21 protein-coding genes and 1 CRISPR repeat array are annotated in these 23112 nt (G+C 68.8%); of the genes, 8 read left to right on the forward strand and 13 right to left on the reverse strand.

What is annotated here, in order from left to right; all coding sequences use genetic code 11:
• Window positions 1-16: 16 nt before the first annotated feature.
• Window positions 17-337, reverse strand: a complete 321-nt coding sequence (locus tag ACFU5K_RS21025; protein ID WP_384063823.1) for a hypothetical protein — start codon at window positions 335-337, stop codon at window positions 17-19.
• Window positions 338-536: 199 nt separating this feature from the next.
• Between ACFU5K_RS21025 and ACFU5K_RS21030 the strand changes: the two genes are divergently transcribed.
• The 4 genes from ACFU5K_RS21030 (at window position 537) to ACFU5K_RS21045 (ending at window position 4765) form a co-directional block, all read left to right on the forward strand.
• Complete coding sequence (locus tag ACFU5K_RS21030; RefSeq protein ID WP_384063826.1) at window positions 537-2249, forward strand: type IV secretory system conjugative DNA transfer family protein; 1713 nt, start codon at window positions 537-539, stop codon at window positions 2247-2249.
• Window positions 2242-2757, forward strand: coding sequence for a hypothetical protein (locus ACFU5K_RS21035; RefSeq protein ID WP_384063827.1), 516 nt, complete (start codon window positions 2242-2244; stop codon window positions 2755-2757). The genes ACFU5K_RS21030 and ACFU5K_RS21035 overlap by 8 nt, the downstream gene beginning before the upstream one ends.
• A 222-nt stretch (window positions 2758-2979) precedes the next feature.
• Window positions 2980-3252: direct repeats of the CRISPR family, unit length 28 nt; unit sequence GTGCTCCCCGCACGCGCGGGGATGGTCC.
• Between the two features lie 64 nt (window positions 3253-3316).
• Window positions 3317-3565, forward strand: a complete 249-nt coding sequence (locus ACFU5K_RS21040) for a carbohydrate-binding protein (RefSeq protein WP_384063873.1) — start codon at window positions 3317-3319, stop codon at window positions 3563-3565.
• 333 nt (window positions 3566-3898) lie between these two features.
• A complete protein-coding gene (locus ACFU5K_RS21045; RefSeq protein ID WP_384063830.1) occupies window positions 3899-4765 on the forward strand; it encodes a hypothetical protein in 867 nt (288 codons plus the stop codon).
• Between the two features lie 78 nt (window positions 4766-4843).
• On the opposite strand, the gene fxlM is transcribed toward ACFU5K_RS21045, so the two are convergent.
• The 5 genes from fxlM to ACFU5K_RS21070 form a co-directional block, all read right to left on the reverse strand.
• On the reverse strand, window positions 4844-6067 hold the full coding sequence (gene fxlM, locus ACFU5K_RS21050) for a methyltransferase, FxLD system (protein WP_384063833.1): 1224 nt from the start codon (window positions 6065-6067) through the stop codon (window positions 4844-4846).
• 87 nt (window positions 6068-6154) lie between these two features.
• Window positions 6155-7312 (reverse strand): lanthionine synthetase C family protein, encoded by a 1158-nt coding sequence (locus ACFU5K_RS21055; protein WP_384063835.1) that lies wholly within the window; start codon window positions 7310-7312, stop codon window positions 6155-6157.
• Between the two features lie 11 nt (window positions 7313-7323).
• On the reverse strand, window positions 7324-10350 hold the full coding sequence (locus ACFU5K_RS21060) for a lantibiotic dehydratase (protein WP_384063838.1): 3027 nt from the start codon (window positions 10348-10350) through the stop codon (window positions 7324-7326).
• Window positions 10351-10426: 76 nt separating this feature from the next.
• Window positions 10427-10615, reverse strand: coding sequence for an FxLD family lanthipeptide (gene fxlA, locus ACFU5K_RS21065; RefSeq protein ID WP_384063840.1), 189 nt, complete (start codon window positions 10613-10615; stop codon window positions 10427-10429).
• Window positions 10616-10901: 286 nt separating this feature from the next.
• A complete protein-coding gene (locus ACFU5K_RS21070; protein ID WP_384063842.1) occupies window positions 10902-11393 on the reverse strand; it encodes a hypothetical protein in 492 nt (163 codons plus the stop codon).
• 498 nt (window positions 11394-11891) lie between these two features.
• Here ACFU5K_RS21070 and ACFU5K_RS21075 point away from each other — a divergent pair, with 498 nt between their 5' ends.
• Window positions 11892-12878, forward strand: coding sequence for an XRE family transcriptional regulator (locus ACFU5K_RS21075; protein WP_384063845.1), 987 nt, complete (start codon window positions 11892-11894; stop codon window positions 12876-12878).
• The gene (locus ACFU5K_RS21080) at window positions 12863-13405 is read left to right on the forward strand and encodes a GNAT family N-acetyltransferase (protein WP_384063848.1); all 543 of its coding nucleotides are present in this window, start codon (window positions 12863-12865) and stop codon (window positions 13403-13405) included. The genes ACFU5K_RS21075 and ACFU5K_RS21080 overlap by 16 nt, the downstream gene beginning before the upstream one ends.
• A gap of 194 nt (window positions 13406-13599) precedes the next feature.
• Here ACFU5K_RS21080 and ACFU5K_RS21085 read toward each other — a convergent pair whose 3' ends face one another.
• The 5 genes from ACFU5K_RS21085 to ACFU5K_RS21105 form a co-directional block, all read right to left on the reverse strand.
• On the reverse strand, window positions 13600-13983 hold the full coding sequence (locus ACFU5K_RS21085; protein WP_384063850.1) for a hypothetical protein: 384 nt from the start codon (window positions 13981-13983) through the stop codon (window positions 13600-13602).
• 278 nt (window positions 13984-14261) lie between these two features.
• On the reverse strand, window positions 14262-16502 hold the full coding sequence (locus ACFU5K_RS21090; protein WP_384063853.1) for a hypothetical protein: 2241 nt from the start codon (window positions 16500-16502) through the stop codon (window positions 14262-14264).
• Window positions 16499-17194, reverse strand: a complete 696-nt coding sequence (locus tag ACFU5K_RS21095; protein ID WP_384063856.1) for an ABC transporter ATP-binding protein — start codon at window positions 17192-17194, stop codon at window positions 16499-16501. The genes ACFU5K_RS21090 and ACFU5K_RS21095 overlap by 4 nt, the downstream gene beginning before the upstream one ends.
• A gap of 106 nt (window positions 17195-17300) precedes the next feature.
• The gene (locus ACFU5K_RS21100; protein ID WP_384063859.1) at window positions 17301-17666 is read right to left on the reverse strand and encodes a hypothetical protein; all 366 of its coding nucleotides are present in this window, start codon (window positions 17664-17666) and stop codon (window positions 17301-17303) included.
• A 205-nt stretch (window positions 17667-17871) separates the two neighbouring features.
• Entirely contained in the window at window positions 17872-18033 is a 162-nt protein-coding gene (locus ACFU5K_RS21105; RefSeq protein WP_384063861.1) for a hypothetical protein, read from the reverse strand.
• 161 nt (window positions 18034-18194) lie between these two features.
• Here ACFU5K_RS21105 and ACFU5K_RS21110 point away from each other — a divergent pair, with 161 nt between their 5' ends.
• The gene (locus tag ACFU5K_RS21110) at window positions 18195-19898 is read left to right on the forward strand and encodes an IS1634 family transposase (RefSeq protein ID WP_384063864.1); all 1704 of its coding nucleotides are present in this window, start codon (window positions 18195-18197) and stop codon (window positions 19896-19898) included.
• 598 nt (window positions 19899-20496) lie between these two features.
• Here the strand turns inward: ACFU5K_RS21110 and ACFU5K_RS21115 are convergent.
• Window positions 20497-21713 (reverse strand): IS3 family transposase gene (locus tag ACFU5K_RS21115; RefSeq protein ID WP_384063876.1). Its coding sequence is split into 2 segments (ribosomal slippage): window positions 20497-21398 and window positions 21398-21713, totalling 1218 coding nucleotides; the frame shifts between segments, so codons are not numbered across the junction.
• A gap of 44 nt (window positions 21714-21757) precedes the next feature.
• On the opposite strand from ACFU5K_RS21115, the gene ACFU5K_RS21120 reads away from it, so the two are divergent.
• Window positions 21758-22255 carry a hypothetical protein gene (locus tag ACFU5K_RS21120; RefSeq protein WP_384063866.1) on the forward strand — a complete coding sequence of 166 codons (498 nt, stop codon included), beginning with the start codon at window positions 21758-21760 and terminating at the stop codon, window positions 22253-22255.
• 50 nt (window positions 22256-22305) lie between these two features.
• Here the strand turns inward: ACFU5K_RS21120 and ACFU5K_RS21125 are convergent, their stop codons facing one another.
• On the reverse strand, window positions 22306-22974 hold the full coding sequence (locus tag ACFU5K_RS21125) for a hypothetical protein (protein WP_384063869.1): 669 nt from the start codon (window positions 22972-22974) through the stop codon (window positions 22306-22308).
• Window positions 22975-23112: the final 138 nt, after the last annotated feature.

Genomic DNA, 23112 nt, shown 5'->3' on the forward strand with positions numbered 1-23112 from the left:
CCCGACACCGGTCAAGTCAGAGCCATTGGGCCCAGCCGAAGGTCGCGATGTACGCACGCTCGATCGCCGTCCAGCCCCGTCCGCCGCGTCGGCGGACAACGGCCAAGGCCAGTGCAAACCAGACCGCGCAAACGCCGCCGATGATGAACGGCCACTTGGGGCCGTCCAAAGCCCCGACCGCACCGAGCGCTACGGCCGTTACCACCAGACCGCCGTGTGCCCCGCCCCGGCTGGAGCGCAGTGCCTCCCGGATTACCCGCCGATCCTCTGCGAGGACCCGCTCGTACGCGTTCGGTGCTGCCTCCGCGCTTCGCTCCCGCTCCGTGTCCTTCTCCATCAAAGCCCCCTCAGTAAATCCGCCCCTACGAAGGGCTGGCCCACACCCGCACGGACGCACCACCCTTCACGACCGTTGCCCGGTTCAGCCGGGCACACCTCAACGCACGACCGCAAGCTTCGAGTGGACCCGGTCCGACCTTGCCTCCCAGGTCATCGGAACGATTCTGACCAGAACGAACCCAGAAAGTACGGACGCGATGGCAGCGGACAAGACCGGGTCGCCCGCAGCGGGCCTGGACGACAACACCCTGCTCACCGCCTACGGATTCGGAGCGGCCGTCGCGGTGGGTGGAGCGGTCCTGCTGGCCGCGCCGGCCGCGGCCCTGCTGTCCGGACGGGGGTGGGCCACCCGTACCGACAGCGTTCCCGCCACCGTCCTCAAGTCCCTGGTACGGGGCCCCGACGCGGCGTACAACCCGGCCCCGCCAAGCTGGCTGTTCTATGTGCTGACCGCTGCACTCCTCCTGGTCGTACTCGTCCTGGTCGTGAAGGCCGTCAGCATCGTCGACCGCAGGGGCCGGACCGGCGGCGCCCAGTGGGGCGGAGCGACGGTGGAGCGGAAACTGCGGGCGCCACAGGACCCGGTCAAGCGCGCCAACCGGATCACAGCCGGGCGCGGGATGCGTACCAAGAAGATCGTAGCCGCGCAGCCCAACATCAGCGCCACGGTGTTCGGAGTGCCGGGGTCCTCGAAGACCACGGGTCTGGTGCTGCCCAACGCCGCCGAATGGCAAGGCCCCTTGGTGGTGACCACCACCAAGGCCGCAGACCTCGACATCATCTACGCGCGCCGCCGCCACTTCGGGCCGGTCTGGGTCATCGCCCCGGCCGGCATTCCCGGACGGCCCACCCAGAGATGGTCGCCCGTCGACTACTGCACCGACGCGAGGGCCGCCGACCGGATGGCGTCATGGATGGCCGAGGCGTCCTCCTCCGGTGACAGCAAGCGCGCCGCGCCGTGGGTCGACCAGGCCAAGAGCGTCCTCAAGGGTGTCCTGCTCGCCGCGAACCTGTCCGGCGGGGGAGTGACGGCGATGCGCCGCTGGCTCAGCCTGGGCAAGGACGCCGTCGACCACGTCCGAGCCGTCCTGCTGCAGCACGGCTTCGACGAGGTCGCCGACGACTACGCCTCACCCTGGCTGCGGCTTCACGACGACGGCATCGGGTCGATCCAGTTCACCCTCAACGTGCTAGTGAGGGTGTACGCCGACGAGGAAGTCCGTGAGACCTGCGCAGGCACGGACTTCACCGTCGGAGAACTCCTGGAGGGGAACGGCACCGTCTGCCTGATTGCCTCCGAGGCCGACGCCGAGCGCTTCGCCCCCCTGCTGACCTCCATCATCGCCTCGATCATTCATGGCGCCGAGGTCCGTTACAACAGCACGGGCAAGCCCCTCGACCCGTCGCTGGGCGTGATGGTCGACGAAGCCGGGAACATGCTGCGCTACCCGAGGCTGCCGAACATTCTCACGACCGGCCGCGGTATGGGCATCGACGTCCTGACGGTGTGGCACGACCTCTCCCAGCTGCGGGACCGGCTCGGTACCCAGAAGGCCAACACGGTGCTCTCCGCGAGTGGCCTGCGGATGCTGCTGCCCGGCTGCGGAGACCTGGAGACGCTCCGCTACTTCTCCGGCCTGTACGGGCGGACCGAGGTGATGAGGACTTCGCACGGCCGCTCGCGCGGCGAGTACTCCACGAACACCTCGGCGACCGAGACGGACCTGGCGCCGGTGCACTCACTGCAGCAGCTGCCGGACTTCACCGCGATCGCGCAGTACTCGAACCAGCCACCGATCAAGGTCAGGATGCGGCTGACCTTCCGCGACAAGGACCTCAGGAAGCTGCTGGCCGACCCCAGTCCCGGCCCCGATGCGTACGTTCCCGGGAAGGCGTCCACCGGTGTCTGATCCGTACAGCAACGCGGCCTCCCTGTGGCCCTCGGTCCCTTCGCAGGAGCAGCCCGAGCCGCAGCGGTGGGTGTGGTCCGCCATGGAGCCGACGGAGCGACAGGAACGGCTTCGTGAGCTGGCGGTATGGGTCGACTGGCTGCGGACCACCTTCGAGCTGCACAACAACCTCCCGCCCTGCTGGCACCGCCACTCACCGGTCGTGGAGCACCTGACGGCTCTCTACGTCGGTTGGATCCGCACGTACGCGGGCGACCAGGCGCCGGGCCGTGAGCTCGCGGAGGCCGACTGGATCAACACCCTGTACGCGATGCTTCCGCGCCTGCAACTGGCCGCCTGCGCCGCCGGACGCCACGAGGTTCCGCCGCTCATGTCGGCTGCGAGCCCCGGAGCGGCGGAGGAATTTGAGGCCTACCTCCAGGCGTCCCGGGCCACCACCGACCCTGCCTGGCATCCGGCGGAAACGGAGCTCCGCCGGCGGGCGACGGAGGCTGCGACGCCACTGTAGAAGCCAGAGGGCCAGCCAGCGGTGGGGCGCGAAGTACTGCGAGATCGGGGGAGACGCCGGGGCCTGTCGGTGATTCAGGGTGGCGAAAGATGAGTGGCTGAGCTCAGGGGTGGCTGACGAGACTTCTTTTTGGGTGTAACAGCTCGAAAGGCCGCTTTGTCGGAATCGAAGGAAGTTATGCAGAACGGCTCTCTCGGATGACAAACTCGCAGTTCAACAAGAGTGCTCCCCGCACGCGCGGGGATGGCCCCGAAGGCCGGTGTTGTGATGAAGGAAGGCGCGTGTGCTCCCCGCACGCGCGGGGATGGTCCCACCCGTGCGAGAACCGCCGGAAGAGACACAGGGTGCTCCCCGCACGCGCGGGGATGGTCCGTACACCCGCTCCGAGTCAGTCCTTTGAGCTCTGTGCTCCCCGCACGCGCGGGGATGGTCCCGCCCATGACCGGCAGCGTCCACCGCGGGATCAGTGCTCCCCGCACGCGCGGGGATGGTCCCCCGTCGGTCCGTACGAATCTCGAACATCGAGAACGGCGACTGGGCGGGCTACGCCCAGGCGTCACTGACGGGTGCGAAGACCTTCACCGCCAAGGTCTCCTCGGCCGGCGCGGGCGGCACCGTGCAGGTCCGCTCCGGCTCGGCCACCGGACAGATCATCGGGACAGTCTCCGTGCCCAACACCGGAGGCTGGGAGACCTTCAGAACGGTCTCCACAGCGCTCTCCGGCACACCGACCGGACCGGTGTTCCTCACCTTCACCGGCGGCGCAGGCTCCCTGTTCGACATCGACACCTTCACCCTCGGGAGGTAGGCACCGGCAGGCACACCTGGAGGAAGCGACTGTCGGCGCCCCGACCGGCGGGCGGGCTCCGACCGCCGCCATCGACCGGAAGCAGTGGCGAAGGTCGGCCGGCGGGTCGGCGGCCATGCCGTGGTGAACGCAACGGGTCCCCCTCAGAGGAATTGAGGGGGACCCGTTTTGCGCTTGACCTGGGCCATCCCACGGCCGAGTGATTGCCCGAAAGACAGTGGTCGTCATAGGTACGGCCTCCTCCGGCCACGCGCGGTGGGCGCGGACGGCCCCGACGACGTGGCGAGGTGCCGGCCGGCCGGAGCGTTGCAACTACGCCCTATCATCGCGGCCATGCCGAAGCCCGAGAAGAGCGGCCGCGCCGGTGAGCCGACCTCAGCCCCGTGGCGTGCCACGGTGGTGGACTACCAGCGCACGGTCGGACGCCCGCCGTACGAGGCCCGTCCCGCACAGCAGCCGCTCGTGCTGCGGGACGACTTGCGCATCCACGGCACGACCGGGGAGATCAGATGCGTCGACACCGCGGGCCGAACCCGTTGGACGCACCGCTGCGCCGGCCGTCCCAACGCCGCCCACGTCTCCGGTGGCCGGGTGCTGGTGACCACGGACTCGCTCGAGTACACCCCGTGGGGCTTCCTCGGCCCGGCCCTGTTGCTCGACCTGGCGGCCGGCACTCAGATCGCCGAACTACGCGGGGAGCGTGGTGCGGCCCTGCGCGGCGGACGCTTCCTTCTGGGCCTCGAAGGCTACGACTTCTTCAACACCTGGGAGCACGACCGCGACGGCACTGCCGTGGACTCCTGGCGCAGCTACGGCCACTACGTGGTCGGCACCGGAGTCCGCGTCGTCGAGGCGGACCGCACCCACCCGACCAGCAGCCGGGTGGTCCGGCTGCTGCCCGGCGGCGTCATCGAACGTGGTCCGCGACTTGCCGATCCTCAGACCCCGCGGCCGCTGGTGCTGGACGACGGCACCATTCTGGTCCTCGACGCCGGGACACTGCGCGCCGTCGACCGCAGGCTGGACGCCGTGGTCCTTGCCGAACTCCTGCCCCTCGCTCCCGACCAGGTCTCCGATTTCACGCCGTCTTTGCGCCGGGCCGGCGACCACGTCACCGCTGTCATCGCCGAGCCTCGCCCAGGTCATGCCAGCCCACACACCCTCCACACCTGGACCATCGCCCTCGACCCGCCGACCTGACGGCGACCCGGTCCGCTCCCGCACCCCGTCCGTATGCGTGCGTTCGAACGGATGCCTCGGCTTCAGGGTGGCGAGGTGTCAGTAGGAGATCACCATGCGGGCGGACGGCTTCTCGATGACGTAGCCGTCGGTGAGTTCGTAGTCCGGGGTCCCTGCCGGGTACAGGCTGATCACTGGTTCCGCGGCCCGGTCGCCGGCCCATACCGTGATCTGGTCGCACAGCCGCCCCGCGAGCGCGCGCCCGCGTGGTCCGTAGCCGACCGCACCGATACGGAAGCGGGCTTCCGTGCCTTCCTCGACCGTCATGCGTTCCAGAGTGAGGTAGGCGATCGAGTTCCCGTCGACGAGAGCGGGGCTCAGGGCGGGCACGGCGGGGCGTCGGAGCCCTGCCTCGATGGCGGCGGGCTTCACCGTGATGCGGCAGGTGGTGGGTTCGGTGGCCGACAGGCGAAGCCAGATGCCGTCGAACGACTCGACAGGCCCGACACTCGCTTCGGTCCAGGCGACCGTTCCCGGCTGGGAGACGGCCGTCGTCAACTCGGTGGGGTCGATGGCCTGGTCGTCGTCCCAGAACAGACGGATCAGGTGCTCGTCATCGACGTAACCGGTGCGCTCACCGTCCTGGCCGATCAAGGGCAGGAAACCGCACATCTTCACCGAGTCGGACAGGAGCCGTTCGGGCTGTCGCACGAATGCGACGCTGCGGGTCAGACCTCGCCACCGCAGGGGGAGTACCAGCCTGCCGCCGTCCCTGAGCTGGTTCTGCATGGCGGGGGAAGGGTCCCAGACCCCGACGGTCGCGATGATGCGGTCGAACGGGGCACGTTCCTCCGCGCCGAGCACCCCGTCCCGGGTGATGACGTCGACGTCGCGGAACCCGGTCGCGTCGAGTGTCTTGCGGGCATAGGCCGTGACGTCGCCGTCGATGTCCCCCGTGACGACGAGCCCGGAGGCGCCTACGAGGCGCCGCATGTATGCGGCGTTCACGCCCGTGCCCGCGCCGATCTCGAACACGCGGTGACCTTCGTCGAGCTGCAACTGGACGAGCATGAAGAACACCACGTCGGGCTTTGACGCGCAGCTGTACGGGAGCGCGTCCTCGGCGGGGTTGTCCTTGATGGACACGGACTGATTCGCGTACGCGGTCTCGATGCTCACGGCCGGGAGGAACTCGTGCCGCGGCACCGTTCGCAGGGCTTCCTCGACCCGCGGGTCATAGAGTCCGGCGATCCGTTCCTCCACGATCTCGTCGACCAGCCGGTTGCGCAGGACCTCGGGCGAGGAGTGGGTGGTGGTGTTCATGGGATTCCTTCCACGACGTGCCCGGCGGTGACGAGGGGCACGAGCCTAGTGGTGCGAATGTGGGTGTGCTGCGGCGCTGGGCGCGGGTCACCCGCAGAGGAGCAGGCAGGCGTCCCAGCGGGATATCGGCGCGGCGCCGACCGTGTCCAATGGCGTGAGATGGATGCCTGCGGCGCCTTCCATCAGGCCTGCTGCACGCGGCGCCGACCGGTGGAGGCCCGACTGCTCGAGGTGGTCGCGCATCCGGGCGTGCAGCCCGGGCAGGAGCTCGCCCAGCGTGCTGCCGGGGCCCGCGTCCGCCGCTGTTCGCTGCACGGTGCGTACGAGGCCGGCCCAGCCGTGGCAGAGCGAGGCGTCGGTGAGCCGGCTCAGCTGTCGTTCGTCGGTTACGCACGCGACGAGCGCCGCCTCGGCATGGTGCTGAAGCGGCGCATTGCCGAGTGCCAGCGCGGCGAGTTGTCGGGCGCGGGCGATGCCAGGGGTTCCGTAACACCAGGACGGGCGGCCGGGGCCGTTCCGGCGTGGCACACGGGTTTTCCACTCGCGTCGGGAGAGCGTCTCGGGCCACCAGGGGCGGTCTCCCGTGCCGAGGCACCACTGATCGAGGGTGGTGCAGATGTAGCGGATCGCTCTGGCCTGCCCGGGAACGGTGAGCCCCCGTCGCATGCAGATCGCCATGAAGGCGAGCGGACCGCAGATGCCGTGTGCCAGGCCGAGGTTGCAGTGCCCGTCCGGCCACTCGACGCTCGGTCGGAGTTCGGGCCCGTCGCCGGTCCACCAGCCTGGCAGGAGGTCGTGATCGGCCGTGACCGCCTCCGTGAGTCGCACCAGGTAGCAGAGGATCTCGAGCAGCAACGTGTCGTGACCGCCCCGGGTGAGAAGGTAGACGCCGAGCCCGGTCAGGCCGCTGATGAGGTCGTATTCGCGGAGTCGCGGGAACTCTTCGCGGTCGATGCGCCGGTGGGCCGCGCGCAATCTGAGACGCGTCATGGCGACGATGTGCCGGTCGAGCGTCTCCAGGGCCGGGGCGTACGAAGGCCGGTCTGCGAGGTGGAGGGCGTAGGCGACGGCGGGCGCCCCCTCGAAGAGGCCGCACGTATCCGGGTCAGCGTTAACAGGGTGCCGGACCATGGCAGTCACCCACTCGTGGACGGCCTCCCATCCCCCTCGGCCCGCCTGGGCGTCGGCGCTGTGGCGAAGAGCGATTCCGGGGGCGCCGGAGTAGAGGGACTGTTCCCGTCGCATCGACGCCGCGGTCATCGGTGGGCCTGCCGAGCGCGTGCCGCCTGTCGTGCGACGCGGCGACAGATCCTTTCTCCCGGCCGGTCGAGCCCGAGCATCCGGTTGTGGTGCATGTGGAACAGCGATTCGAGAACGGCGTCGAGGTCCGCATCGGCGGGGAGCTGATCGCGGTAGCCGGTCAGGGCGGCGGCACGGTCCTGCCAGGCGCCGGCCACCTCGCCGGTCCAGCCGGGCAGGTCGAGAGGCGCTTGGAGCCGGGCGAGGTGTACAGCTTGTTCCGATGCAGCGCGGTCTGCGGCCGCGGGTGGGGCAGGCCGGTCGGCGAGCCACTTCATCCCCGCCTCATGGCCGAGGAAGCCGCGCGCGATGTCCACCATGCCGATGGCAACGAGCGCTGTCGGATGAAGGAGCGGGCCGTGGACGTGGCGCAGGGTGCCGGCGACGGCGCGGGAATCGGCCGCGAATACCGCCTCGGCCGCTGCCAGCACCTCGCCCTGTCCATAGCGGCCGATTTCCGGGCTGTACGTCTCCAGGACGAGCCGGCCCGCGAGGGATTCGCTGCGGAGCCGTGTGGCCCACTGCCCGACCGCTGCGGTGAACGTCGCGTACAGCTCCGCGCTCGGGACACGAAGGCGCAGACGTAGATGAGGGGGCTCGTGGGGGCTGCGGTAGCGCAGGAACCACCACTCGACTTCGCCGGGCAGGGCAGCGAGTAGCCGGGGGAGTTGGCCTGTGATGATGTCGTTCATCTGGTCGGGGTGGGTGTGGATCTTTGCGTGCAGCCATGCGGCGTCCGGGGAGCCCGGCGCGAGACCCAGCGCGCTGTTGAGCAGTGTGGGCAGCCGGCGACCGGACAGCGGTGAGGGGGCAGGTGCGCGAGTGGCGACAAGCGGCACGGCGACCTCGTGGGCGTGGTCGCCGATCCAGCCGAAGGCACCGGCGGGGGCGGCCTCGGTCAGGATCGCTGCGTCGTTACGGTCGAGATGGGCGCGCAGGATCGCGACATGCAGACGCTCGCTCAGGGTCAGGCGCAGAGTCCGGTCGTCGTCCCGCAGTTCCAGCGTCTCGGGGCAGTGCCAGCGCCGCTGCCACCGGGCAAGAGCCTGTTCCCATTCCACCCTGTCGGTGGCCGGCAGGTCCGTGCTCGTGAGGCGCCACCGGGCCGGGGACAGCACGGTACGCCGGTAACGGACCCTCGGCAGGTAGGGAAGCCGGACCGCCTCGGGCCCCCAGTCGAAGCCGGTCCACGAGGCCGTGAAGGCGCGTGGCAGGTGGGCGAGGAACCGGGCCAGTGGCGGCGGCTGCTTCTCGAGCGCCATCGCGTGGAAGACCTGGGGCTCGACGATCCGGCGGCGGGAGACGCTCACCAGGTGCAGACGGTCGTGTGTGGCGGTGACGGCGAGATCATCGAGTGGGATCACGGCCGCGTGCCCTTCCGGCCCGCGGTGCTCGCCCAGTGAAATGACGTGCGGCAGGTAGGCGGGGATACGGCAGACGTTCTCCGTGTGGGCGTAGAGCGGCGGAAACGACAGTTGGGCCGGCAAGGCGCCGGCGACGCCCGGAGGAATGGATCGGTAGGTCTCCTGCAGCCCGGATCCACCGGCGGCCGGAGTGAAGCGGGACGTGAGCGTGCCCGCCGACCGCGCGGGCGTGACGGTGAGGGTGAAGTCACCCCGGTCCAGGGCCGCGACGTCCTCGGCGTGGATCCGGGCGCACATCTCCACGTGCGGCGGGCCCGCCACCGGCCCGTCCCCGGTAATCGCGTCGATGGCATCGTCGGTGAGGACGATCTCGCGGCTGCCGTCGACCACGGCCTGCCAGGCGAGCGCGAGCAGCCTTCCGTCGCGCTCGGAGGTCAGCGTCGCAGGGGTGGACATCACGCTGCCGGGGTACTCGGCCGGGAACCCGAGTCCGGCCGCAGGATCCAGGACCTCGCTCAACGGGACGAGCGTGCCCGTGCCGTACCGCTCCCAGAACGCGGTCTGGAAGTCGTGCCAGATCGCGTGGCCGGTGGGGCGGCGGGTCAGGCGCAACAGGGTCGTCGCCGCGGCCTCCATCTCACGCACCACGCCGAACGGGACTTGCACGGAAGAGTCGAGCAGAAGATCGACGGCGAGCGGCGCCCTGCCGGCGTCCGACATGACGCGCAGTTCCCGGACCAGCGTGTTCCGCAGCCGCGTCTGCCCCGCGGTGGGGGTGCGGTTGTGGTGCCGCAGAGCTGCTGCCGCACCCTCGAGGCCGCGCAGGATCGGCGCGACGGCTTCGATCGTGTGGGCCTCGGCCCCGTGCAGGCGCTCGAGGAGATGGCCGAGAGGGTCGGTCACGGTGAGCGGAGCTCGCAGGCCCGTTACGAGGAATCCCTGCCGGACGAGATCGACGAGCATGCTGCGGATCCGCGCCGGGCCGGCTCCTGGGAAGACCTCCGCGAGGCCGTCGACCACGGCGCTGAACCGGGTCGGTGCCGCAGCGCAGGTCTCGAGCGCTCGTACCGCGCTCGTGTACTTGATGCCGGCACCGTGAGGGCCGCCGTGCGGAACATGGAGGCGCCCGCCCCGTCGGGCGGCAAGATTGTTGAGTACGACGTCCAGACGCTCGAGCAGTTCCTGGCAGTTCTCCAGACGCTCGATGACGCTGCTGAGCCACATCGTGTCGACGCGGGCCACCGCCCGGTGGCCGCTTCCCCAGCGCACTTCGGCAGCAGCCCCGAGTGCGGCCGGGGCGATACCGGCGAAGAGACCGAAGGGGGTGGGGCGGCCGGTGGCGCGCAGCAGGTAGCGCGCGGTCGACAGCGCTGCTCGTCGTAACTTCTTACCGGTGGCCGCCCGCCCGCCACGCATGGCGTCGATGCTGAGCGCGAGTTCGCGGTTCGCCTGCCGGATCGGCCCGACGAGGTCCTGGCGGGACCAGACGTGGTCCAGCCACTTCATGCAGCCGTCGCTGTCCGTCGGGTCGGGCCACCAGTCGGGCAATCGGTCCCGTGGTGCGGCCGCAGCCCGTAAGAGAGCCGTGCCCGTGTGCGCGTACAGAGACTTGTTGCTCATGCGCGACAACTCCTTCGTCGTGCGGACCGGTGGAGAGGGAGGGCCGGGGTCCCCCGGCCCTCCTGGGACCGGTGTGTCAGACCGCGCTCGCGCAGGACGAGGCACAGGACGCGGCGCAGCCGTCGCCGGTGCCGCACGCGGCCGGCATGCCGAGGCCCCCGAGGTCCGTGGTCACGCTCAGATCCAGGGCGAACGGGTCCTCGGCGAGGTCGGCGGTGTCGGTGGCCCTTTGCGGGGCGGTCTGCTCGGGCATGACAGCAGTCATGGCAATGCTCCTTGTCGGATCGATGGACGTGCTCTGTCGCACCTCGCTGCTGGGCTGATGCGACCCGCATCGAGGTGTTGTGCCCGTGCTCGTCAACGCCCCGCGGGGGCGGAACCGTCGGCGAGTACGGAGTGGGTGGCCGCGAAGTCGGTGGGCGCGGAGTCGGTGGTCGGCTCGGGCCCGGGTTGTCGGCGCTGGGCTCGGTGTGGGGGCGGCTCAGCCAGTTCTCGCGTCGGCTCGTCGGCCATGCGGCGGACGAGCCGGTCGCGAGGAACGGGGCCAGGTGTCAGGACGGCGCCTCGGAGCCCGAGAGCCGGGCCTGCACGGTTGCCTGCACGGTCTTGCCGTCGAAGGTCGGGAACCAGGTGACCTTGGCCCCGCGACGGCGTACCCGAGCCAGTCCACCGAGCCCGGACCCTCCAGCGTCGAAGCCGGGGAAGGTGGGAAGCCCGTCCGTCACCTCGATGAGCAGAGCGCCGGTGTGGGTGAGCGCGAATCTGAGCGTGACGTGCCGGTTCCACGCAGTGGAGCCGTGCATGACGGCATTGCGCACCAACTCGTGCACGACGGCCGCAGCACCCTCCACGAGCCCGGGCCACTGCAAGATCGTGAGCCACAGGTTGCAGCGCACACGTGCGCTCTGAGCTGCTGCCACGTGCGCGTTCACGCGGGGCGTGGGCAGCCTGCCCGACCACTCCGCTACCACCGGAGCGACGTCGGCGGCCGGCTGCAGAAGGGACGGGCGCAGCAGCTCCGGCCTTTCGATGATCACGGTCACGAGGTCATTCCCTCCGGTGTGCGGCACCCGGCCCTGACGGGGCGACAGGGCCGGGCTCTCCTTCACACCGTCGTGCCGAACACGGCCCGGCGGCTGGTGACCAGTCAACGAGCCCAGAGCGGGCGGCAACAGGAAGAGTCCAGGTTCGTATGCGCCGGCCAACCGGAAGACTTTGCGATCACATGACCAAAGGGCTGGGCGTTCGAGTGACGACGGCGTTACTTTCGGTGCATGGGAGCGAACCTCGTCCTTCAGAGGCGCATCAAGCAACTCGGCCTGACACAGGAAGAGTTGGCGGCACGGCTCAATGGGGCGCTGCAGGAGATCACCGGTCGCCCGGGTGAGATCACGTCGCGGACGGTCCGTAACCTGCTCAACGGGTCCAGCAGACGCCCGATCGGCCGCACTTGCGCCGCACTTGAGCGTGTGTTCGGCTGCCGCGTGACGAACCTAGGGTTCGACGCACCCAGCTCCATGCACCGCCCCCCGGAGGACCCCGTGCTGCGACGCGACTTCATCGCTTCCACCACCGGAGCGGCAGCCGCCGCCGTCCCCGTAGGCAAACAGCGCTGGTCGGTGGGCATGACGGACGTTGCCCGCGCCGCAGCAGGCATGAACCAGCTGGTGGAGGCCGACGACCGCCAGGGTGGCCACACCACCCTGGCGGCTGCCGCCCTCGACGGCCGCGCCGAGGTCCTGGCGCTTCAGCAGCGCAACGCCGGCGAACGGGTACGGCGGGCCCTGTACGCGCTCGCGGCCGAGTACACCACCATCGCGGCCTGGTCCTGCATCGACCTGCGCGACCTCGACACGGCCCGGAAGTACCTGCACGAGTCGGCGACCTTCGCAGGCCTGTCCCAGGACGCGGCCACGGGAATGCGGGTGTGGGTCAACATGGCCATGCTCGCCTACCAGCGGAAGGACTGGCCGGAGCAGCTCGCGGCGGCACAGGCCGCCAACGCGTGCCAGGCCGCCCGCACGGACCCGTTGTTCAGGTCCATGGGACGCGTCCGCCTCGCCCTGGCACACTCCTCACTGGGGGATCCGCGCTCGGCCCAGCGTGCCCTCGGCGCCGCGCAGGACGCGCTTCAGAAGGCGGCCGAGGAAGACCGCCCGCGATGGACCGCGTTCTACGGGCCGGCCGAACTGAATCACCTCGCGGCCATCATCCTCAACCACAACGGCGAGTCGGCCGACGCGGAGGCGATGGCCCATCGTGCTCTCGCGAGGATCCCGGCGGAGTTCCAACGCAACCGCGCGCTGGCGACGTGTCAGCTCGCCACCGCGCAACTGCGACAAGGGGATCCGGAGCAGGCCACGGCCACCGCAGCCACCGTCTTCACGGTCATGGAGGGCGCCCCACTGCCTGGACGGATGCGGACCCTGATCGGAGACTTCCACCGAGAGCTGCTCCGGCTGGCGCCGTCCACGATGTACGCCCGCGACTGGGCAGACCGTATGCGAACTGAATGGAGTCGAGCGTGACGACCAGGGTGATCGACCTGCGGCACTACAGCCGGGGAAGCCTCCCGGAAGGCTTCAAGGAGATGCTGATCGATGTGCACGCCGACTCCTACGCCGATGCCATGGACAACGAGTTCAACCAGCGGTTCCCCTGGTTCGTCGACCACTGGTCCGCAATGGACGGCTTCGCCTGCGTCGTTGCCTTCGACGGGGACGAACCGACCGGCTTCGCCTACGGCGCCCCGCTGCAGCCGGGGCGTGAATGGTGGCGATCCACGGAGTTCGAGCCGAACAACGGCCACACCGCGACCTTCGCAGTCTCCGAGGTCATGGTGCGCCCGGCGTGGCGGAAGCAGGGCATCTCGGACCGTATGCACGAGGCGCTGCTAACGGAGCGGAGCGAGGATCTCGCCGTGCTTCTGGTCGACGTGACCCACCCGAAGGTGCAAGAGCTCTACGAGACGTGGGGCTACGCGAAGGCGGGGGAGCAGCAGCCCTTCGCCGACTCCCCGGTGTACGCGGTGATGCTGAAGAAGCTGCCCGCCTGAATGCGTCCGTCCACGCCCCCGCGTTTCAGCCGCGGGGGCGTTGCGCCCGCGGTTCTATTTTCCGGTGGCAAAACAGGTCGTAACAGGTCGTTCTGAACGGGCTCACGGAACTGCGGACAGAGCCGCGTTATTCCCCACGTGGCGTCCCCGTCACCACCTCAGCCTGACGGTGGAACATCGCGCTCGCCCCTGCCTCACGGCACGGCTGGGCACACTGATAGAACCCCGTCATGACATACCGATTTACCGCCCGCGCCGTTAGGACCGAGATCGACCCTGACGGCTACTTCACCGAAGCCGCTCTTGCCGAGGGTGAGGATGGAAGCGGTTTCATCCTGATGTTCATGGCGGGAGAAGAGGAGCCCGATGACCAGGAGGCCGCCCTTGGGATGGACACACATTGCCTGGTCACGGCCGGGCAGGGCACCGCATACGGCTGCGTGCGGGAAGCTGCCCTGACGGGCAACGTTCTCCGCATCTCGCTGGACCCCGAAGCACTGGAAGACCTCCGGCTGACCGACCGCGAGATCGAGGCCGTCATCGAAGCGCCGTCCGAAGACATTGGGCAGTTCCGCCAAGTCCTCGGTCAGGTGCTCGGATATGGGCGTGCGGACGCAGTGCCACCCTGCACCGCACCGCCCATGGACGTTCAGGAAGTTGAACCCAGGTGCGGGTTCAGTGGCGGCGGACGCGGGTGTGCAGACTTCCGAGAGCGGTGGTGCCGCGGCGAGGTTTCACGCGCGACCGCTTATGCAACGTCACAGCCCGCGTCAACCAACGTTCGGATCGCTGACCGATGCACCAAGGCGTTCACGACGGCTGACTCTGCAGCCTCAAGGTTCCCGGCAGATTGGGTTCAGTCGTGGCGGGGACGCCAGTGCCGCGATTCCCGTACCGCGCTCACGGCGGCCGCACCGGCCACAAGCACGGCCAGGGCGCACAGCACAGTTACCGACGCGGTCAGCATCCACGGAGGGAGCTCACCGTTTCTCGGCGGTGTCGTGTAGGGCAGGGTGACCCAGACGGCGCTCACCGCACCCAGCGCGGCGGCGACGCACAGGGGCGCCGCGAGAGTCCAGGCGGCCACGGTCACATACACCCGCCGACTGCCGCTGACAACAGAGATCGGGGCGATGGAGCGTGCGAAGCGCAGGACCTCCGCAAGGCAGTTCAACGCGGCGGCCAGCGCCACCAGCCCCACGCCCACGACTCCCAGAAGTGTCACCCACCGCAACTGTGAGGAGAGCAGGGCCGCACCTCCGATCCATCCCTGCCCCACCCCCTCGACGAGGGCGCCGGGCCCCAGGACGGAGAGTGCGTCGCGTTTGAGGGTTCCCAGCGGAAGCGCTTCGCCCTGCGGTGAGTAGACGACGATCGTGTTGCCCTGACGGGCGGCAAGAGGACCGCGGTCCACGCCCACCTGTGCGACGGAGGGCGGCAGCAGGGCACGGAGGGCGGGAGTGGCATCCGAGAGGGGGACGTCCCGGGTGCGTTGTCCAGCCGGGCACTCCAGGCCCAGGCCGCGCAGAGCATCACAGCTCCCGCGGACCGTGACGGCCTGCCGGACCTCGACGGGCCCGTCCGGGGTCTCCTTAACCTCGCCCGCACCGTTCGCCAGACCGAGCGTCGAGTCGAGCACCGCCACCTCGGCCCCGGGCGGCAGCCTCTCGGCCCACACTCCGGCTCTGTCCTCCGCGCCGTGCGGCATCTGTACGGTGAGGATGCTGTGCCCGAAGCGCTCCCGCATGGCCAGCGCCCCTTGAACAGAGGCGCTGTGCATGCTCGGATACACCTGGACCACGCTCAGCAGCCCCAGCGCGATGACCACTCCCGCCACCAGGCGCGAAAGGTAACCCGGGCGTCCTTGGGTCCAGCGGCCCGCGAGGAGCGTCCCCGCCCAGCCCAGGCGGCGCCCGAGTTCCGTCACACCACGGCCTGCCGCGGACAGCAGCAGCGCGATGGCCGCAGGCACGGTGGCCAGGGCTCCAACGGTGCCGAGCAAGGACACGAGTACGACGGTCTGGGTGGCTCCATAGGTGGCGAATGCCGTGGGCGACCAGCTCAGGATTCCCAGGAACAACGGACACGAGCCGGCTGCGACCTTCACCAGTCGCCCCCGACCGGCAGCGCGCGGTCTGGTGGACCTGCCGGGCCCCGCCCACTGATGCATCACCACGACCAGAGCGGCGAGCAGCAGGGGGGATGCGAGCAGCGCGAGGACCAGCTGCCAGGCGTGGGATCGCATGTCGGATGCTGCCAGCACATAGCCGACGAAGGGAATCCTCAGATCGGTGACCAGGGCCGCTCCCAGCACCGGCGCGGTCAGTACGGTACCCAGCAAGAGCGCCGGAGCCGCTTCTCCCGTGCTCAGCAACGCCAGTTGTCGGCGCCCACCGCCCAGCGCGCCGAGCAGCGCGGTACGCCGGTCACGGCCCGCGGCTCCCAGCCGGGTGGCCACCACGGCGAACAGGCCGGCGGGCAGACCCAGCATGGCGATCAGCAGGCTGAGAAAGACGGAGAGGGGGCGCACGGTGGCCAGGTCACCGAATCCGCCGGCGTCCTCGGACCCGAAACCGGTGGCGAGCAGGGCGTGCTCGGCAGTGAGCGTTCCGTTCGCCGGCCGGGCGTAGGCGTAACGCTCACCGGGGGCGGCCAGCCCTTCCGCAGCGATGCCGGCGACGACTCGCCCGTACCGGTCTCCGACCCCGTCGGCGGCCAGCGACGGCGACAGCACGGCTTCGCCCGGACCCGGCCAGCGAGAGACACCGGGAGGCAGCGGAGCATCGGGGCTCATGGGTTCGACGTAGACGACCTCCACCTGCCGGTCGTGAACATCGTCCAGGTACAGCTGAATCCGCAAAGGTGCCTGTTCGGGTGTCTGCCCGTCGTGCAGACGCAGCACAGGCGTGCGTGCTGCCCCGCGATCGGTCCGCTCCTGGTACGTGGCCCAGGCGGCCGCCGCAGCGGTCAACGTCACGGCGAGCACGCATGTGGCGATCGTCAGAGCCACGAAACGGATCCGGCCGTCGGCAGAGCCACGCCCGGCGGCGCGCCCCATACGCAACAGCTGACGACTCAGCGACTGTCCCGCACTCATCGGACACCTCGGGAAAGAGATGCGCCCTGAGCGACGAGCTGCCCCTCGCGGAGAGCGAAACAGTGATCGGCGCGGGCTGCAACCGACTTATCGTGCGTGACTACCAGGACCGCACAGCCCCATTCCCTGGGAAGGGAGAACAGCAAATCGGCGACAGCCTCCCTGTTCTGCGTGTCGAGCGATCCCGTTGGCTCGTCGGCCAGGATCAGCGCAGGCCGGTTCACCAGGGCGCGCGCCACTGCCACCCGCTGCCGTTCCCCACCTGACAGCTCCGCGGTCGGAGTCATCTCCACAGGCACGCCGAGGTCGACGAGCAGTCGGCGTGCACGGCCGAAGGCTTCGGCCCGCTTCACTCCGGCCAGGAGCGCGGCCATCGCGACGTTCTCCACGGGAGTGAGCTCCGGGAGCAGTTCGCCGAACTGGAACACCATGCCGATGGTGTCGCGTCGGTGCCTGGCCAGGGTGCGCGGCTTGAGCCCGGCCAGGTCCTGACCAGCTATCCGAACCTCACCGTGGTCGTATCGGATCAGCCCGAGCACACAGTTGAGCAAGGTGCTCTTGCCCGTCCCGCTGGGCCCGGTGACGGCCAGCGACTGACCGGCGGGGAGCGCGAGGTCCACACCGTCGAGCAGCGCCCGGCCGGCCACGGAATAATAGAGGTCCCGGACTTCCAGCACGGGGTTCACTTGCATCACACGGTCTCTCTCAGCCGGTCGCCCGCCTGCGCGTCACCGGGTCACGGGGCCAAAGGATCTGAACGGGCCCGCCGTTGCGGCGGAGCCCGTCAGCACGCCTCGGTCAGTGGCTCATGGCCACATACACGGAGCAGTCGTCCGGCTGAGCTATCTGGGATTCACAGATCTTCGCCTTGATGACCCAGCTTCCGGTACCCGAGTAGTCCTCGGTACCTGAGCCCTGCTTGTTCCACACGTTGCGCTGTGTGCCGGAGCTCGCCGACCGATAGTAGGTGCTGTAGACCGGGTTGGAGTCCGAAGTGCTGTCCCAGGCACCCACCACGGCTTTGTTGGAAATCGAGTTGTCGTAGACGCGAGCCTGGCCGGTGCCGGACAGCGTTGCTGTCTGATAGGCGAGTGCCGGCGCGGCACCGACGAGAGCGATGACTCCGACTGCTGACAGGGCGATGGCAACTCTTCGCTTGCTCATGAGATCAGTCCTCTGCACGATTCATCTGAACATGACAAGATCGCAGCCTAGTCCACAAGTGATCATCAGATGGCTCCATCGCATAAAAATCCGACGGCAACGGCACGAGCATGGTGGGCATCCGCAATCAGTCCGTCCGTCAACCCGGAACTGTGACTCCTGGCGCGGCTCGCCCACTCTGAACGCATGGAGCTGGGGTTGGTCGTCACTGTCCGCCGGATGAACTGCTCGTCGCGAGGAAGTGGCCCATGCCGCCGCGGTCCTCGCGGACCTTTTCGGACAGAGCGACCACCCGGGTTACCTTGTCGTCGTCCACGTCGATCTCGACCATCACGTACCGGACCCACCGCTTCGCAATCAGCCGCACCTCTCCTACGTTCCACAGTTGAGTGGGGTTCTCGGGGGTGTGGCAGGGCATCGGTGCAGGTCAGACGGTTGCACCTAGCGTGAAAGGCTGGAAATGCCTAGTGGCACGACTTGCTACCCCCATGGCTGTGACCTGGATTGATGTGCGTATCGTCTAGCGGCATGTATGTGAAGACGACGTCCCGGCGGAACAAGGACGGGCAGACGGTCCGGTATCTGCAGCTGGCCCACAACGAGTGGGACCCGGCCGTGGGGCGTTCGCGTACGAAGGTGCTGCACTCCTTCGGCCGGGAGGACGAGCTCGACCGCGAGGCGGTGCGCCGGCTGGTCGGCGCGCTCTCGAGACTGCTGGACCCCGCGTCCGCGCTGGCCGCGACCGGCTCGGGAGACCTGTCACTGATCAGTTCCAGGCCGTGGGGCGGGGTGCACGCGCTGGACGGACTGTGGCACCGGCTCGGCCTCGACGGTGTCGTGCACCGCCAACTGGCCGGGCGGCGGCTGGATCCGCGCGTCGAGCGGGTGCTGTTCGCGCTGGTCGCCAACCGGGCGCTGGCCGCCTCCAGCAAGCTCGCCGCGACCGAGTGGATCGCCGACGACGTCCACATAGACGGCCTGGAGGCGATCAGTGACGAAGCCTGCTACCGAGCCATGGATTATCTGCTGACCATCGAGCCGGCCCTGGCCAAGGAGGCGTACTTCCAGGTCACCGACCTGCTCAACCTGGAGGTGGACCTGCTGTTCTTCGACACCACCTCCGCGTACTTCGAGACCGAGGACGCCGACGAACCCGTCGCCCGCGACGAACACGGCGAGCGCCTGGCCGCCGACGCGCCGGCCGAAGACGCGGTGCGGCACGACGGGTTCCGCACCCACGGCAAGTCCAAGGACTCCCGCGAGGATCTGCCCCAGGTCGTCATCGGCATGGCCGTCACCCGCGACGGGATCCCGGTGCGGGTGTGGTCCTGGCCCGGCAACACCGGTGACCAGGCCCTGATCCGGCAGGTCCGCGACGACCTGCGCGAGTGGACGCTGTCGAAGATCGTGTGGGTCGCCGACCGCGGCTTCACCTCCGCCGCCAACCGCCGGGCGCTGATGCGCGGAGGCGGCGGCTACATCATCGGCGAAAAGCTCCGCACCGGATCACCCGAAGTACGCGCCGCCCTCTCGCGGCAGGGCCGCTATGCGTCCGTGCGCGACAACCTCCAGGTCAAGGAGGTCAACATCGGAACCGACGACCGGTTCGTGATCTGCTTCAACCCCGACCAGGCCACCCGCGACGCCGCGATCCGTCAGCGGATGGTCACCCAGCTCACCGAGGCGATCGAGGGCACGGACAAGCTGCCCAGGCCCGAACGCGACAAGCTGGCTGGGGTGTTGTCCACCAAGCCCGGCCTGAAACGGTTCTTGCACACCACCCCGAGCGGGCTGCTGCGGGTGGACAAGAAGAAGATCGCCGCCGAGGCCAACCTCGACGGGAAGTACCTCCTGCGCTCCTCGGATCCGAAGCTGTCGGCCGAGGACATCGCGCTGGGTTACAAACAGCTCCTGGAAGTCGAGCGCGGCTGGCGCGATATGAAGCAAATTCTCGATCTCCGCCCCGTTTACCACCGCCGCGAGGACCGCATCCGCGCCCACATCCTGCTCTGCTGGCTCACCCTGCTTCTGATCCGCGTCGCCGAGACCTCCACCGGCCAGACCTGGAACCGCCTGCGCGCCGAACTCCAGCGCCTGCACGCCGTCACCTACACCGGCCCGGCCGGCACCTTCCGCCAGTCCACCGACCTCACCAAGCCCCAGCGCGACATCTTCACCGCCCTGAACGTCACCCCGCCCAAGAAGATCATCGATCTGACCGCAGGCCGCTGACCAGGCACTATCCCCCCGCCTAGTGACACGCCATCTCGGCGTGCTCGCAGACATTTCCGCAGGTCAACCCACGTTTTCGTTCCCTAGTCGACACCGCTAACTGTGGAACTCAGGTGGGGGTGATGGCATCACGGCTGACGCACATCTGGTGATCCGCTGCGACGCCTCCCGGCATGGATCTCACGCCCGATGTCAGGTTCCGAAGCCGACTGCACGGATGACCGAAGCCCTCTGCACTCCGGCGTGAGTGGTCCTGTCGCTCCAGTCGGCGCGAGTTGGTGTGGCGCCGTAGGCTCCGCTGGCCAGGACCGTAGGGGGCCCAGGTAGACGCTAGCGTGGCCGTTGACGTCGCACGGCCAGAGTGTCGGGGCGGCCGGTTGCCCGAAGGCAGGCGACCAGAAGTCCGCGGGAGGTCTCGGTGGCCACCGGGATGGGGCCCTGCGTATCGGGACCACGCCCCTCGGACTTTCGAACGGCGGTAGACCGGGACTCGATGCTTGGTGAAAATTCAGTGGTGCGGGGGCTGGAGGACCTCGAAACTGACCTGTTATGTCTATGAACCTTCCGGGGCTTGACCCCGGACCGTGGACACCGTTTGCTATGCGGCAGTGGTCAGCGTAATCGATCGTTGTTCGTAGGCGATCGGGCTGATCTGGCCGAGTGCGGAGTGTCTTCTTCTCGTGTTGTAGCGAGTGACCCACCGGAACACCGCAAGGCGGGCCTCACGCGCTCCTGACCAGCGTTTCCTTCTCTGCAGGGTCTCCCGCTTCAGGCTCGCGTTGAAGGATTCGGCCGCGGCGTTGTCCGCCGAGGTTCCGACGGCTCCGCGTGATCTGATGACGCCGAGTTCGCGGCACACATGCGCGAACTCCTTCGATGCGTACTGGGCGCCGTTGTCGCTGTGGAATATCGCCCCGTCAAGGGTTCCGCCGCGGGTACGGGCCGCAGCCCGGAGCGCGTCGGTGACCAGCTCGGTGCGCATGTGGTCGGCAATCGACCAGCCCGCCAGCCGTTTCGAGCACAGGTCCAACACCGTTGCCAAATACAGGAATTGGCCGTCACCGATGGGCAGGTAAGTGATGTCGCCGACGTACTTGGTGTTCGACTCGCTCGCGGTGAAGTCACGCCGCAGCAGATCGGGCACCGGCGCCGCGGACGGCTCGGGGACGGTGGTGCGGACCTTCTTGCGCAGGTGCACGCCCTGCAGGCCGATCCGGGCCATCACGCGCGCGACCCTCTTGTGGTTCACCTCGATCCCGGCGTCCCACAACTCGGCCGTGATCCGCGGGACGCCGTAGGTACCGTCGGACTCCTTGTGGATCTCCCGTATCCGCCGGGCCAGGCGGGCATCGGACCGCGCCCGCTCCATACGGGCCGGGGCGCCCTTCAGCCACCGGTAGAACCCGGACCTGGATACCTCCAGGACCCGGCACAGCCGCTTGACGCCGAACGCGCCGCGATGATCATCAACAAACTGGAAACGGCTCACCAGTTGGTCTCGCCGGCGAAATACTTCGCCGCCCTCCGCAGGATCTCCCGCTCGGTCTCCAGCTCCCTGACCCGAGCCCTGAGCTGCTTGTTCTCTTCCTTCAGCACATCGTCGGAGGGTACATCGACGGCCTGGGCCGCCCGCGGCGAGCCACTCGTACCTGCCGCGCGGCCCTGCCGGGCCCGCTCGACCCGCACCCAGTTCCGCAGCGTCTCCCGGCTGACCCCCAGGTCCTTGCTCACGCCCTCGAACGTGTTCTTCGGGTCCGACAGATACAACGCGACAGCATCCGCCCTGAACTCCGCTGAGTACACCTTCATCACCATCAGTGACATCTCTTCCTCTGAACCCACAAGGCCCAGTGTCCAAGGTGTCCACGATCTGGGGTGAAGCCCCGACAGCGGCTACCGCACCAAGGCCATCGACCACGGCGCCCGCCTGGGCATCGACGTCGAAGTCATCCGACGCTGTGCTGCTGCGGCTCGGCGAGCCGCCCTCGCCCGTTCCCGCACCGGTCGCCACCCTGCTGCTGGAGCACATCGCGAACCGCGGCAACATGAACACTGCCACCAACCCGGCATCCCGCTGGCTCTTTCCTGGCCGCCGGACCGGCCAGCCGCTCGGCCCCAACCACCTGTCCGCGCTTCTGAACAAGGTCGGAATCCCGATCGCCGCCGCCCGCGGCGCCGCCATCCGGCAGCAACTCCTCGAACTCCCCGCACCCGTCGTCGCGGACGCTCTCGGCTACCACGACAAGACCACCACCCGGCTCCGCAACGAGACCGGCGGGACATGGAGCCGATACGCCCCTGGGGATCACGCAAGATCGCCAGCGGGCTGGGCTCCTCGGGGAACCGGCGATCTCTGAACACGAAGGCCCACCAGCAAAAACGTGCCGGTGGGCAGACGGATCGGCTTTCAGTGAGCCTGCGGATAGCCGATTTCGGAGATGTCTTGGGCCAGGTCCGCCAGGGTGACCTCTACGTTCAACGACGACACGAGTTCCTGGTTCAGCGGCCTCAAGGCATACACGTCACTCACCGTCCTCAAGTGCACCGGGACCTCGTAATAGTCCTCTGCGAAGCGCTGGAACGCCTCGGGAGAGCGGTCGACCAGAAGCTCGAACAGCCCCGTGGCCCCGTCAGGGTCGGCACGGTCCGAGGGGAAGTCGATCGTGCCGTGGTGCCACTGATCGTCCGTCGTCTCCCGCCACAAGCAGGCGGTCACGACGGGCACGCCGCCCTCGTCGGTGAACGCCGGCTCCTCGACGAAGGACCTAAAGACCTCGGGAACATCGTCGATCACTCCCGGCCAGGGCTCGCCATCGTGTCCATACGGGCTCATTGGTGCTTCGTGACCAAAGCCGCGGACATAGACCCCAGCCGCCGAGAACACGATGGAGTACTCGTCTCCCGACCCGTTGCGCATCGAAGCCATCTCCTCGCCTTCAGCCCAAGTGGCATTGAACGAGTAGTACCGGCTTTCCCAGTCCGGGCTCAGGATCGCATCGAGCATCGCAAGCGAGCGGCACAGGTCTCGCAGGTCGGCGATGGTGGGGAGCTGGCGGGCTACGTCATAGACAGTCACGTGCTCATCCAACCGGATGCCTCTGACATTCGTAGCCCGCTGGCCCCTCTCTGTCAGCCTTGGGTGAGACGCCCCGCTTCGTCGGGTTAGCCTGAGAGGGCACGACAGGAGAACCACCCCCTCATGACCAGCACCAAG

Origin of the sequence: Streptomyces sp. NPDC057428 (assembly GCF_042803195.1) — a bacterium.
Taxonomy (GTDB): Bacteria; Actinomycetota; Actinomycetes; order Streptomycetales; family Streptomycetaceae; genus Streptomyces.

What these genes read in the sequence shown, in the direction of transcription:
- ACFU5K_RS21080 (WP_384063848.1), top strand. Translation starts at nt 12,863, where the DNA reads ATGGAGTCGAGCGTGACGACCAGGGTGATCGACCTGCGGCACTACAGC.
- fxlA (WP_384063840.1), bottom strand. Translation starts at nt 10,615, where the DNA reads ATGACTGCTGTCATGCCCGAGCAGACCGCCCCGCAAAGGGCCACCGAC.
- ACFU5K_RS21110 (WP_384063864.1), top strand. Translation starts at nt 18,195, where the DNA reads ATGTATGTGAAGACGACGTCCCGGCGGAACAAGGACGGGCAGACGGTC.
- ACFU5K_RS21095 (WP_384063856.1), bottom strand. Translation starts at nt 17,194, where the DNA reads ATGCAAGTGAACCCCGTGCTGGAAGTCCGGGACCTCTATTATTCCGTG.
- ACFU5K_RS21060 (WP_384063838.1), bottom strand. Translation starts at nt 10,350, where the DNA reads ATGAGCAACAAGTCTCTGTACGCGCACACGGGCACGGCTCTCTTACGG.
- ACFU5K_RS21025 (WP_384063823.1), bottom strand. Translation starts at nt 337, where the DNA reads ATGGAGAAGGACACGGAGCGGGAGCGAAGCGCGGAGGCAGCACCGAAC.
- ACFU5K_RS21100 (WP_384063859.1), bottom strand. Translation starts at nt 17,666, where the DNA reads ATGAGCAAGCGAAGAGTTGCCATCGCCCTGTCAGCAGTCGGAGTCATC.
- ACFU5K_RS21055 (WP_384063835.1), bottom strand. Translation starts at nt 7,312, where the DNA reads ATGCGACGGGAACAGTCCCTCTACTCCGGCGCCCCCGGAATCGCTCTT.
- ACFU5K_RS21030 (WP_384063826.1), top strand. Translation starts at nt 537, where the DNA reads ATGGCAGCGGACAAGACCGGGTCGCCCGCAGCGGGCCTGGACGACAAC.
- fxlM (WP_384063833.1), bottom strand. Translation starts at nt 6,067, where the DNA reads ATGAACACCACCACCCACTCCTCGCCCGAGGTCCTGCGCAACCGGCTG.
- ACFU5K_RS21045 (WP_384063830.1), top strand. Translation starts at nt 3,899, where the DNA reads ATGCCGAAGCCCGAGAAGAGCGGCCGCGCCGGTGAGCCGACCTCAGCC.
- ACFU5K_RS21090 (WP_384063853.1), bottom strand. Translation starts at nt 16,502, where the DNA reads ATGAGTGCGGGACAGTCGCTGAGTCGTCAGCTGTTGCGTATGGGGCGC.